This window comes from Streptomyces sp. NBC_01314, from assembly GCF_041435215.1.
Taxonomy (GTDB): Bacteria; Actinomycetota; Actinomycetes; order Streptomycetales; family Streptomycetaceae; genus Streptomyces.
On record NZ_CP108394.1, the window covers coordinates 1,156,924 to 1,169,620 of the forward strand.

Genomic DNA, 12,697 nt, shown 5'->3' on the forward strand with positions numbered 1-12,697 from the left:
GTTGGGCTCCCTAGTGGGCCACCGCGGCCGCGCCGTGCTCGTCGACGAGCGCGCCGGTGGTGAAACGGTCGAGCGAGAAGGGGGCGTTGAGGGGGTGGGGGGTGTCGTGGGCGATGGTGTGGGCGTAGACCCAGCCGACGCCCGGGGTGGCCTTGAAGCCGCCCGTTCCCCAACCGCAGTTCAAGTACAGGTTGTCGACCGGGGACAGGCCGACGATGGGTGACGCGTCCGGGCTCACGTCGACGATTCCTCCCCACGTACGCAGCACATGGGCCCGCGCGAAGACCGGGAAGAGTTCCAGGGCCGCCGACATCTGTTCCTCGATGATGTGGAACGCGCCACGCTGCGTGTACGAGTTGTACGAGTCGATGCCCGCACCCATCACCAGCTCGCCCTTGTGCGCCTGGCTGACGTACACGTGGACCGCGTTGGACATCACCACCGTCGGGTGCACGGGTTCGAGGAGTTCGGAGACCAACGCCTGCAACGGGTGGCTCTGGAGCGGGAGTTCGATGCCCGCCATCGCCGCCAGCACCGAGGTGTGGCCCGCTGAACACAGCGCCACCTTGCCCGCCGCTATCGGGCCCAGGGTCGTCTGTACTCCGACCACCCTGCCGCCGACCACGTCCAGGCCGGTGACCTCGCAGTTCTGGATGATGTCGATGCCGGCCGCGTCCGCCGAACGGGCCAGGCCCCATGCCACGTGGTCGTGCTTCGCGATGCCGGCGCGCGGCTGGTAGGTACCGCCCATCACCGGATAGCGCACGTCCGGCGAGATGTTGACGATCGGGCAGACCTCTTTGACCTGGTCCGCGTCGAGCCACTCCGCGTCCACGCCGTTGAGGCGGTTGGCCTCCACCCGCCGCACGCTGTCGCGTACGTCCTGCAGGCTGTGGGCGAGGTTCAGCACCCCACGCTGGGAGAAGAGGATCGGGTAGTCGAGCTCCTCGGCCATGCCCTCCCACAGCTTGAGCGCGTGCTCGTAGATGCCGGCGCTCTCGTCCCACAGGTAGTTGGAGCGGATGATGGTGGTGTTGCGGGCCATGTTGCCGCCCGCCAGCCAGCCCTTCTCCAGCACGGCCACGTTGGTGATGCCGTGGTTCTTGGCGAGGTAGTGGGCGGTGGCGAGGCCGTGTCCGCCGCCGCCGACGACGATCACGTCGTACGAGCGCTTCGGCTCCGGCGTGCGCCACAGCCAGTCGGGGTGTTCGGGCAGCTCGGCGCCGGGGGTACGGGGGCTCATCGGACGTCTCCGTCGTGTGAGGGGTGCGGGCGGAGCGGACGGCCGGGGGCCGACGCGTTCATGCGGGCGTTCGCAGCCGTGCGGGCGTTCGGTTTCATACGGGATTCGCGTTCCTCTCGGCGGCCTCGACGACGTTGGCGAGGAGCATCGCCCGCGTCATCGGTCCCACGCCGCCGGGCATCGGCGCGAGCCATCCGGCGACCTGGGCGGCGTCCGGGTGCACATCGCCGGCCAGCCCGTCTTCGGTGCGGGTGATACCGACGTCCAGGACGGCCGCGCCGGGGCGCAGCATCTCCTTGGTGATCAGTCCGGGTGAGCCGGCCGCCGCGACGACGATGTCCGCCTCGCGTACATGCCGGGCCAGGCCCTGGGTTCCGGTGTGGCAGAGGGTGACGGTGGCGTTCTCGGACCTGCGGGTGAGGAGCAGGCCGAGGGGCCGTCCCACGGTGATGCCACGTCCGATCACACAGACCCGCGCTCCGGCGAGCGGCACCTCGTACCGGCGCAGCAGCTCGACGATGCCGCGCGGGGTGCAGGGCAACGGGGCCTCGACACCGAGGGTGAGCCGCCCGAGGCTGACCGGGTGCAGGCCGTCGGCGTCCTTCGCCGGGTCCATGCGCTCCAGTACGGCGTTGGCGTCCAGGTGGCGCGGGAGCGGCAGCTGCACGATGTAGCCGGTGCAGGCCGGATCGGCGTTCAGCTCGTCGATGACAACCTCGACCTGCCGCTGACTCGCGTCGGCGGGCAGCTCGCGCCGGATCGAGGCGATCCCCACCTGAGCACAGTCCCGATGCTTGCCTCCGACGTAGGCACGGCTACCGGGATCGTCCCCGACGAGTACCGTCCCGAGCCCGGGCGGTGGCCCACCCGCAGCGGTCAACTTGGCTACGCGTTCGGCAAGTTCACGACGAATGGCGGCAGCCGTCGCCTTCCCGTCCAGCACCTGTGCGCTCACCGACGGCACTCCTTCCAAGAACCCGAGCCACAGCGCCCCTCCAGGGGCGCGGGGCTGTGTCGATCTGCGGCTCCGCCGCGGGGCGCGACCAGCCACGACGAACCCGCGGCCGCCCGACAACCCGTCCCGGCACCGTCTTCGGACAACTCACCCACGAAGACGGGACATCGACGGATCGAACAACGGCTCCTCGGCCACGACCGCCTCGACTCGCTGGTCGAAATAGCCGATGTGCAGGGCGGTCCCAGGCACCGCGAGCTCAACCGGGAGCCACGCGTAGGCGATGCCCTTGCCGATCGTGTAGCCGTACGCCGCGCTCGTGACGTAGCCGACGCCCCGGTCGCCGTCGTACACCGGCTCCTTGCCCATGACGACCGCCCGCGGGTCGTCGATGGTGAGACACGTCAGCTTCCGCCGGACGTCGCCGACGCGGCGTTCCAGCGCCGCCTTGCCGATGAAGTCGTCCCTGTCGAGCTTGACGGCGAAGCCCACGCCGGCCTCGTACGGATCGTGCTCGTACGTCATGTCGGTGCCGAAGGAGCGGTAGCCCTTCTCCAGGCGGAGGCTGTTGAAGGCGCCGCGTCCGGCGATGACGCCGCCGAGGGGCTGGGCGGCGGCCCAGAGGGTGTCCCACAGCTTCTGTCCCAGGTCGGCCGTGGTGTACAGCTCCCAGCCGAGTTCACCGACGTACGACAGCCGCATGGCCGTCACCGGGACGGAGCCGATGTGGGCGCGCTTGGCGCGGAAGTACTTCAGGCCGTCGCCCGAGAAGTCCTCGTCCGTCAGCGGCTGGAGGACCTTGCGGGCGAGCGGGCCCCAGAGGCCGATGCAGCAGGTGCCGGGGGTGATGTCGCGGACCTGGACCGTGCCGTCGGCGGGGAGGTGGCGGGTGAACCAGTCGAGGTCGAGGTTGCCGTTGCCACCGACCTGGAAGACGTCGCGGGCGAGACGGGCCACGGTGATGTCGCTTCGGATGCCGCCGTCGTGGTCCAGCAGCAGCGTGTACGTCACCGAGCCGACGGACTTGGCGACCTTGCTCGTGACCAGGCGCTCCAGGAAGGCGGCGGCACCGGGGCCGGTGACCTCCAGGCGCTTGAGGGCCGTCATGTCGTACATCGCGACGGTCTCACGGGTGGCCTGGGCCTCGGCACCGACGATGGGCGACCAGTACTGCGCGGCCCAGTCGTTCGGCGTGGGGATGTTGCGGCCTTCGAGCAGTGCGGCGTTGGCCTCGTACCACTGCGGGCGCTCCCAGCCGTTCGCCTCCAGGAAGACGGCGCCGTGTTCCTGCTGGCGGGCGTGGAAGGGGCTGGTGCGGATCGGGCGGGGCTGCCCGGAGGGCTGGAGGGGGTGGAGGATGTCGTAGACCTCGACGAAGTTCTGGCAGTCGCGGGCCAGGACGTACTCCGGGGACAGCTGGTGCGGTTCGAAGCGGTTGACGTCGCACTCGTGCAGGTCGAAGGAGGAGCAGTAGCCGTCGACGAGCCATTCGGCGACGGCCCGGCCCACGCCCGCCGAGTGTGTGACCCAGACGGCCTCCGCGACCCAGAAGCCCTTGACGTCCGGGGACTCGCCGAGGAGCGGGTAGCCGTCGGTGGTGAAGGAGAACAGGCCGTTGATGCCCTCCTCGACCTTGGCCTCCGCCGTCACGGGCAGCAGGGACTGCGTCTCGGTCCAGGCGTCGGCGAAGTCCTCCTCGGTGAACTTCAGGACCGACGGCATGTCGTCGGCCTCGTCCACGGAGAGGATGTCGTCGGCGGAGATGGGCATCGGGCGGTGGCCGTAGTAGCCGATGCCGATGCCGTCGAAGCGGTCGCGGTAGTAGAGGTCGGCGTCCTGGTGCCGCAGGATCGGCCGGACCGCCTCCTCGGTCTGGCCGGCCAGCGCCGGTACCGGGCCGGTCCAGGCGAGCTGGTGGGCGAGCGGGGTGAGCGGGAGGTTCATGCCGACCATGCGGGCGATCTTCGGGCCCCAGATGCCGGCGCAGCACACGACGATGTCGGCGGGGATCTCGCCCTGGTCGGTGAGGACTCCGGTGATCTCGCCGTCGGTCTGGAGCACGTCGAGGACTTCGTGGCGGGCGAGGAAGTTCACGCCGCGCTCGGTGGCCCGGCGGATCTGCGCCTCGACGGCGAGAACGGCCTTGGCGAGTCCGTCCGTCGGTACCAGGAGGCCGCCGAGGACCTTGTCGCGGTTCACCAGCGGGTGCTGCTCGACGCATTCGTCGGCGCTCAGCAGGCGGGACTCGATGCCCCAGGCGGTGATCCAGCCGTGGCGGCGGTGCAGTTCGGTCAGGCGCTCGGGGGTGGTGGCCACTTCGAGGCCGCCGACCTGCAGGAAGCAGGGCTTGCCGTCGACGTCGAGGGAGCAGAACTTCTCGACGGTGTAGCGTGCCAGTTCGGTCATGGTCTTGGACGGGTTGGTCTGGAAGACCAGGCCCGGGGCGTGTGACGAGGAGCCCCCGGTGGCGGGGAGCGGGCCCTGGTCGACCACGGTCACTTCGGTCCAGCCGCGCGCGGAGATCTCGTCCGCGAGGGCCGCGCCAACGACTCCCGCTCCGATGATGACCACTCGGGGTCCCGCCATCGCCGCACCTCCGATTGAAAGCCAGTCCAGCCGGTTCAGTTGCTGTCTGCGCAACATGGTTCAGGTTGCGCAACTCAATGTGCCTGTCTCGGGGAGGGGGTGTCAAGGGGTCCGTGACCCGCGGAAGACGGCACGGAACACGGCCCTGAACACGGCACTGAACACGGCACTGAACCCGGTCCTCGGAACGGCCCCGAACACGGCGATGCCCGGTGGGCGGCGCACACCTGTGCACGCCGCCCACCGGGCATGTTCGACCGGTTCCCGCCCCGGGTTACTTGATCCAGGCCTCGACCTTGTCGCGGTTGGCGTCGACCCACTTCTTGGCCGCCGCCTCGGGCGTCATCTTGTCCACGGCGATGTACTTGGCGACGGTGTTCTGGTCGTCGTTGGTCCAGGTGAAGTTCTTGACCAGGTCATAGGCCGGGCTGCCCGACTCGGCGAACTTCGTGCTGACGATCTTGTCGAGGTCGTAGACGGGGTAGTCGCAGGCGACCTTCTCCGCGTCCGCGTCGCAGCCCGTCTTGTACTCCGGCAGCTTGACCTTGACCAGGGGCACCTCGGCCATGAACCACTGGGGCTCGTAGAAGTAGCCGATCACCCACTCCTTGTTCTTCTCCGCCTTGCGGAAGGCCTGGATGAGCGCGGTCTCGCTGCCCGCGTACACCACCTTGAAGTCCAGCTTCAGGTTCTTCACCAGGGCCTCGTCGTTGGTGACGAACGACGGGTCGCCATCGAGGAGCTGGCCCTTGCCGCCCGACTCGGAGGTCTTGAACTTGTCGGCGTACTTGTCGAGGTTGTTCCAGTCGGTGATGTCGGGGTGTTCCTTCGCCAGCCACGGCGGCACGTACCAGCCGATCAGGCCTTTGTTGCCGGTCGCGCCGGCCTCGACGGCGGTCTTCTGGTCGGTGATGTACTTCTTCTTGAGGTCGTCGTGGCCCCAGTTCTCGATGACGGCGTCGACCTCGCCCGTCCCGAAGCCCTGCCAGGCGATCTCCTCCTTCAGGTCCTTCTTGGTGACCTTGCAGCCGAGGTCCTTCTCCGCGACGTACGCGACGACCGCCGCGTTCGCCTCGTAGCCGACCCACGGGTTGACGGCGAGGTTGAAGGTGCCGCACTTGCCGGAGTCGCCCGAGCTGTCGGAGCCCGAGGAGGAACTGTCACCGACCTTCGCACCGCCACACGCGGTGAGGGCGAGGCCGAGAACGGCCAGTCCGGCCACGCCGGCTCTCCACTGTCGTATCTGTGTTGACATGGTCGGTGCTCCTTATGCGCTGACGCGTCGCGCCGCGGCCTGGGTGATCCGGTCGAACATAACTCCGAGAAGGACGATGGCGAGACCCGCCGCGAGCCCCTTCCCGTACAGCTGCCCCTGCGAGAATCCGGCCACGACGTCGTAGCCGAGGGCGCCCGCTCCCACGAGGCCGCCCACCACGACCATCGACAGAACATAGATCAGGCCCTGGTTGGTCGCGAGTGTCAGGGCACTGCGTGACATCGGCAGCTGCACCTTGGTGATGATCTGCCAGGTGTTGCACCCGGCGGAGGTGGCCGCCTCGACGGTGGCCGCGGGCACGGCCCGTACCCCGTCCGCGATGATCTTGATGGCGACCGGAGCGGCGTAGACGATCGCGGCGACGATGGCCGTGAAGCGGGTCGCGCCGAACAGCGCGAGGAACGGCACGAGATAGACGAACGGCGGCATGACCTGCGCCGCGTCCAGGGTGGGCCGCAGTACCCGGTCCGCCAGGGCGCTGCGCCCCATCCACACGCCGAAGGCCATGCCGAGCACCATCACCAGCACCGTCGCGACGAGCGTCGAGGCGAGCGTGGTCATGCTGTCCGACCACAGGCCAGTGCCGAGCAGCAGACCCAGGCACACGGCCGCGGTGACGCCGGCGCGCCAGCCTCCGAGCACCGTGCCGAGCGCGATGAGCACCGCGGCGACGAGCCACCACGGGGAGTCGGTGAGCAGCGACTGGAACGGGTTGAGGAGGCCGTTGGTGATGGCGTCGCGGAAGGCGTTGGTGAGCCCGGAGAGGCTGTCCTGCACCCAGGTGGTCGTGGTGTCCGCCGCGCTCGCGATGGAGCTGCCGAGGCCGCCCTCGCCGGGGAACTCGGCGGCCCACACGTAGGTGTGCGACATGTAGACGAGGACGGCCGTGACCACGCCTCCGGCGGCCAGGAGCGGGCGCCGCCAGGCGACGGACCGGCCGGCCGAGCTCCGGGCCGTCTCCTGACGCACGCTGGCGGCGGTGGTGACCCGGTCGAGGACGATCGCCATGACGACGATGGCGAGTCCCGCGTTGAAGGCCGTGCCCACGTCGAGCGACTGCAGGGCCTGCAGGACGGTCTTGCCGAGGCCGGGCGCGTCGATCAGGGCGGCGATGGTCACCATGGCCAGAGCGGCCATGATCGACTGGTTGACGCCCATCACCACGGTCCGCTTGGACATCGGCAGCAGGACCTTCAGCAGCGCCTGCCACCGTGTCGCACCCAGTGAGTCGGCCGCCTCGACGGTGGTCTCCGGCACCGACCGGATGGCGTGCGCGGTGATGCGGATCGCGGGCGGCGCCGCGTAGATCACGGTGGCGATCGTGGCGGAGGCGCCGCCGATGAGGAAGAACAGGGTCAGCGGGGCCAGGTAGACGAAGGTCGGCATCGTCTGCATGAAGTCCAGGAACGGCGTCACGAACCGGTTGAACCGCTCGGACAGCCCCGCCCACACGCCCAGCGGGATCGCGAACAGCAGCGCCACGAACACCGCGGAGAGGGTGAGCGCCAGGGTGTCCATGCTCTCCTGCCACAGACCCTGCAGTCCGAAGAAGGTGAAGCCGGCCACGGCGAGCAGCGCCACCCGCCAGTTGCCCACGGCCCAGGAGACGTAGCCCGTGATGCCGACGACGCCGAGCCAGCCGATCTGCGGGAGGGGGCGGTCGGCGGAGGGCTGTGAGATCAGTTCCTGGATGAAGGTCACCAGGGTGTCGATGACGAGACGGATCTCGTTGAAGAAGTACAGGAAGAGCGGGTTGGAGTTCCGGTTGGCGCCGATGGAGTCGTTGAGGTCGTTGATCCACCGGTGCAGGTCCGTGAGGTCGGCGGCGGCGAGGGTGAGCGTCTGCTTGCCGCGCAGCACGGCGAAGAGCACCAGCCAGGCGATGAGGATCGCGGCCACCACCGTGCCGCGCCCGACCTGGCGCACGCGGGCGGCGGGGGTGGCGGCCGGGGGCGCGGAGTCCGTCTTCCGGGGCTGCTCCGGCTTCTGCGGTTGTTCGGGTCTCTCCACGGCGACGGTCATCAGACGCCGCCTTCCTGCCCGGCGACCACCGCGAGGATCTCCTCGTCACCGACGATGCCGAGCAGTTCACCGTTCTCGACGACCTTGACGGGCCTGTCGGCCGCCAGGACCGCCCGGGTGGCCTCCCGCACCACGACGTCCGGGCCCAGTTCGGGACCGTCCAGGGCGTCGCCGTCGTTCGGCGGGCGCATGATCCACCGCAGGGTGAGGACGTCGGCGCGCGGGACGTCCTTGACGAACTCGCGTACGTAGTCGTCGGCCGGGGCCCCGACCAGTTCGTCGCCGGTGCCGCACTGGACCATCTTGCCGTCGCGCATGATGAGGATGCGGTCGCCGAGCTTGAGGGCCTCGGAGAGGTCGTGGGTGATGAACACCATCGTCTTGCCGACCTCGTGGTGCAGCCGGATGACCTCGTTCTGCATGTCGCGGCGGATCAGCGGGTCGAGTGCCGAGAAGGGTTCGTCGAAGAAGAGGACGTCCGGGTCGCCGGCCAGTGCCCGGGCCAGGCCGACACGCTGCTGCATACCGCCGGAGAGCTGGTCGGGGTAGGAGTTCTCGTAGCCGGAGAGGCCCACGAGTTCGACGACCTCCAGGGCCCGCTTGATGCGTTCCGCCTTGCTCATGCCGCGGATCTCCAGCCCGAAGGACACGTTGTCCACGACACGGCGGTGGGGCAGCAGCCCGAAGTGCTGGAAAACCATGGAGAACTTACGGCGTCTGAGGTCGCGCAGGCGTCTGGCGTCGGCCTCGCGGATGTCCTCGCCCTCGAAGACGATCTCCCCGGCGGTGGGTTCGATCAGTCGGGTCAGACATCGCACCAGCGTGGACTTGCCGGAGCCGGACAGACCCATGACGACGAAGACCTCGCCCTTGCGGACGTCGAAGTTCACGTCGCGCACGGCGGCGGTGCATCCCGTACGGTCCATCAGCTCGCGGCGGGTGAGGCCGCACAGTTCCTCGGACTCCGGCACCCGGTCGGCCTTCGGCCCGAACACCTTCCACAGCCGGCGCACGGATATGACCGGAGTACCGTCCGAGTCCTCGGGGGTGCTGCGCCGCTCCGGCGCCTCGGTCTGTGTTGGGGTCACGATCGGCCTCTTCTCGGCATTCAGCCGCGGAACCAGTGTTGCGGCCGGGGTTGGATGTTCTGCCAGATGTGTTTGGGCTCTCGGTACTCGTTCAGACCGGTCGGTCCCAGCTCCCGGCCCACGCCCGAATGCCCGAAGCCACCCCATTCCGCCTGCGGCACATAGGGGTGGTAGTCGTTGATCCACACCGTTCCGTGGCGCAGCCTCCGGGCGACCCGCTGGGCCTTGCCCGCGTCCTGCGTCCAGACGGCTCCGGCGAGTCCGTACTCGGTGTCGTTGGCGATGCGTACGGCGTCGTCCTCGTCGGTGAAGCGCTCCACGGTGAGCACCGGCCCGAAGGACTCCTCGTGCACCACCCGCATGTCCTGCCGGCATTCGTCGAGGACGGTCGGCGGGTAGTAGTAGCCGTCCGCGAGGGCCGGGTCGTCGGGCCGTGCGCCGCCGCAGCGCAGTACGGCGCCCTCGGCGAGGCCCGCCGCGACGTACGCCTCGACCTTCTCCCGGTGCTGGGCGGAGATCAGCGCCCCGGTCTCGGCCTCGGGGTCGAAGGGGCCGCCGAGCCGGATCTGCCGGGCCCGGCGGACGACCTCGTCGACGAGGGCGTCGTGGATCGAGTCCTCGACGATCAGGCGGGCGCCGGCCGAGCAGACCTGGCCCGAGTGCAGGAACACGGCTGTGAGGGCGAAGTCCACGGCCGTCTCGAAGTCGGCGTCGGCGAAGATCACGTTGGGGTTCTTGCCGCCGAGTTCCAGCGCCACCTTCTTCACGGTCGCCGCGGCGGTGGCCATGATCCGTTTGCCGGTCTCCAGTCCCCCGGTGAAGGAGACCATGTCGACGCGCGGGTCCTCGGAGAGGGCGGCGCCGACCTCGGGTCCGGTGCCCAGGACGAGGTTGGCGGCGCCGGCCGGGAGTCCGGCCTCCTCCAATGCCCGCATGAGCAGGATCGAGGTGGAGGGGGTGAGTTCGCTGGGTTTGAGGATGATCGTGTTGCCGGCGAGGAGGGCCGGGGCGACCTTCCAACTGGCCTGCAGCAGCGGGTAGTTCCAGGGAGTGATGAGCCCGCAGACACCGATGGGCTCGTAGATCACCCGGCTGACGGCGTCGTCGCGTCCGGTGTCGATGACCCGGCCGGCGTCGGTGCCGCCGAGGCCGCCGTAGTACCGGAAGCAGGAGACGACATCGGCGATGTCGTACTCGCTCTCCACGAACCGCTTGCCGCTGTCCAGGGATTCGGCGCGGGCGAACTCCTTGGTGTCGCGCTCGATGAGGTCGGCGGTGCGCAGCAGCAACGCTCCGCGCTCCCGCTCGGGGGTGTTCGGCCAGGGTCCCTCGTCGAAGGCGCCGCGGGCCGCGGCGATCGCCGCCTCGGTGTCGGGACGTGTCCCTTCCGAAACGGTCGCGGTGAGCGTGCCATCAGCGGGACAGCGGATCTCCCGGCGCCCTCCGGCCACCGGATCCCGCCATTCCCCAGCCACATACAGTTCTGCCACGCGCCAAGCCCTTCAGCTGAAATGCGTTGCGCATCGTGCATTCAATTGCTTGTGGTGGAACACCTTTGCGAATGCCATAGAGGTACGTCAAGGGGTTGACTGATGACGATTTCACCATGAGAGCACTTCCCCGGCCGCTCTTGACCGCGAGCGGCGTCGAGCCGACCATGTTGCGTATCGCTCACCATGTTGTGCAATACGCACCGACGGAGGCCGTCATGTCCCCTCGACCGCAACCTGGCCGTGAGTTCGTCCTCACCCTCTCCTGTCCTGACAGCGCCGGACTGGTCCACGCGGTGAGCGGCTTCCTGGTCAGGAACTCGGGCAACATCCTGGAGAGCCAGCAGTTCGACAACCGTCTCCAGGGCCGTTTCTTCATGAGGGTCCACTTCGACATCTCCGACCCGGACGCGAACCTGAAAACTCTGCGTTACCGGTTCGGTCCCGTGGCCGAGGCGTACGGCATCACCTGGGTCCTGAGCGAGGCGTCGACCCCGACCCGGACACTCATCATGGTGTCCAGGTTCGGCCACTGCCTGAACGACCTGCTGTTCCGCTCGCGCACCGGCTCCCTCAACATCGAGATCCCCGCGATCGTCTCCAACCACCGGGACTTCGAGGGGCTGGCGGACACCTACGGCATCCCCTTCCACCACATCCCGGTCACCAGGGACACCAAGGCCGAGGGCGAGGCGCGCCTGCTGGAGCTGGTCGGCGAACTGGACATCGACCTGGTGGTGCTGGCCCGCTACATGCAGATCCTCTCCGACGACCTGTGCAAGCAGTTCGAGGGCCGGGCCATCAACATCCACCACTCGTTCCTCCCCAGCTTCAAGGGCGCGAAGCCGTACGACCAGGCCTACGACCGCGGGGTGAAGCTCGTCGGCGCCACCGCACACTATGTGACCTCGGACCTGGACGAGGGGCAGATCATCGAGCAGGACGTGGTCAGGGTGGATCACTCGCTCGACCCCGCGGACCTGGTCACCGTCGGCCGGGACGTCGAGGCACAGGTCCTCGCCCACGCGGTGAAATGGCACAGCGAGAGCCGCGTCATGGTGGACGGCAACCGCACGGTGGTCTTCCGCTGAGCGACAGGACAGGACAGTGGGGCGGAGCCGGCCTTCCAGCTCCGCCCCACTGCCCTGTCCTGCCGCTCCGGACCGGTCCGTCTTCGTATACGGCCGTGGGGCGCCCTCAGCCGCCGAGGCGCTCCAACAGCGCGCGGCGCCACGCCTCCGTCTCGGCGATCTGGTTGAACGTGAACAGGTGCAGCCCTGCCACCCCCGCCGCGGGCCCGGTGAGCGCCTCCTCGGTACGTGTCAGCAGTCTCTCCGGGGCGTACCCTCCGGGCGTCGCGAACCGCAGGAACCATGAGGGGTGCTTCGTCAGGAAGCGCGTCGACTCGCCCACGCCGATCTTCGTCGCCATGGACAGCAGCTTCGCCCGCTGCACGGGGCCTGCGACTCCGACATGGACGGGCAGAGCGATGCCCCGGCCCCGTATCCGGGCGATCCACTCCCCGAGCACGCGCGGGTCGAAGCACAGGTTGCTCACGATGTACGTGGCGTGTTCGCGCTTGTCCCACATCGCCTGGACGGTGACGTCGTCATGGATGAGCGGATGGCTCTCGGGGTAACCGGTGACACCGACGTGCGCGAAGGGCGCCCCCAGCTCGCTCAGCCCGCGGAGCACCGGCAGCGCCCCGTCGTAGACCCCGGCAGGCGGGTCGGCGTCGCCCGCCGGGACGAACACATCCTCCACGCCGACCTCACGGAGCCGGTCGACGACGTCCTTCAGGTGCGCGTCGTCCCGCAGCAGCCGCGCGGGCACGTGCGGGACGACACGGCGGCCGTGCGCCGCGAGCCGGGCGGTCAGGTCGAGGGTCGGTTCCAGGCCCCTGACCGGCGACGCCGTCACAGTGACGACGACGTCGCGCGGAACATGGGCGAGGACCTTGTCCTCGGTCGCCTTCGCGGGCAGCACCTCGTAACGGACTCTGTCCAGCAGCGCCCGGAGCCCTGCGGCGCCCAAGGT

Annotated in this window: 9 protein-coding genes; 1 reads left to right on the forward strand and 8 read right to left on the reverse strand. The window is 69.1% G+C overall.

Features of this window, described 5'->3' with window-relative positions:
* Window positions 1-10: 10 nt before the first annotated feature.
* The 7 genes from OG622_RS05240 to OG622_RS05270 all read right to left on the reverse strand — a co-directional run bounded on the left by OG622_RS05240 (window position 11) and on the right by OG622_RS05270 (window position 10,660).
* A complete protein-coding gene (locus OG622_RS05240; protein ID WP_371573749.1) occupies window positions 11-1,243 on the reverse strand; it encodes a sarcosine oxidase subunit beta family protein in 1,233 nt (410 codons plus the stop codon).
* Window positions 1,244-1,337: 94 nt separating this feature from the next.
* Window positions 1,338-2,198 (reverse strand): bifunctional methylenetetrahydrofolate dehydrogenase/methenyltetrahydrofolate cyclohydrolase, encoded by an 861-nt coding sequence (locus tag OG622_RS05245; RefSeq protein ID WP_371573751.1) that lies wholly within the window; start codon window positions 2,196-2,198, stop codon window positions 1,338-1,340.
* A 147-nt stretch (window positions 2,199-2,345) separates the two neighbouring features.
* The gene (locus tag OG622_RS05250) at window positions 2,346-4,784 is read right to left on the reverse strand and encodes an FAD-dependent oxidoreductase (RefSeq protein WP_371573753.1); all 2,439 of its coding nucleotides are present in this window, start codon (window positions 4,782-4,784) and stop codon (window positions 2,346-2,348) included.
* A gap of 274 nt (window positions 4,785-5,058) precedes the next feature.
* On the reverse strand, window positions 5,059-6,039 hold the full coding sequence (locus tag OG622_RS05255) for an ABC transporter substrate-binding protein (RefSeq protein ID WP_371573755.1): 981 nt from the start codon (window positions 6,037-6,039) through the stop codon (window positions 5,059-5,061).
* Between the two features lie 12 nt (window positions 6,040-6,051).
* Entirely contained in the window at window positions 6,052-8,082 is a 2,031-nt protein-coding gene (locus tag OG622_RS05260; RefSeq protein ID WP_371573757.1) for an ABC transporter permease, read from the reverse strand.
* Entirely contained in the window at window positions 8,082-9,170 is a 1,089-nt protein-coding gene (locus OG622_RS05265; RefSeq protein ID WP_371573759.1) for a glycine betaine/L-proline ABC transporter ATP-binding protein, read from the reverse strand. Before OG622_RS05265 ends, OG622_RS05260 begins: the two co-directional genes overlap by 1 nt.
* 20 nt (window positions 9,171-9,190) lie before the next feature.
* Window positions 9,191-10,660 (reverse strand): aldehyde dehydrogenase family protein, encoded by a 1,470-nt coding sequence (locus OG622_RS05270; RefSeq protein WP_371573760.1) that lies wholly within the window; start codon window positions 10,658-10,660, stop codon window positions 9,191-9,193.
* Between the two features lie 218 nt (window positions 10,661-10,878).
* On the opposite strand from OG622_RS05270, the gene purU reads away from it, so the two are divergent.
* Window positions 10,879-11,751, forward strand: coding sequence for a formyltetrahydrofolate deformylase (purU, locus tag OG622_RS05275; RefSeq protein ID WP_371573762.1), 873 nt, complete (start codon window positions 10,879-10,881; stop codon window positions 11,749-11,751).
* A gap of 106 nt (window positions 11,752-11,857) precedes the next feature.
* Here purU and OG622_RS05280 read toward each other — a convergent pair whose 3' ends face one another.
* Complete coding sequence (locus tag OG622_RS05280; protein WP_371573764.1) at window positions 11,858-12,694, reverse strand: 5,10-methylenetetrahydrofolate reductase; 837 nt, start codon at window positions 12,692-12,694, stop codon at window positions 11,858-11,860.
* Window positions 12,695-12,697: the final 3 nt, after the last annotated feature.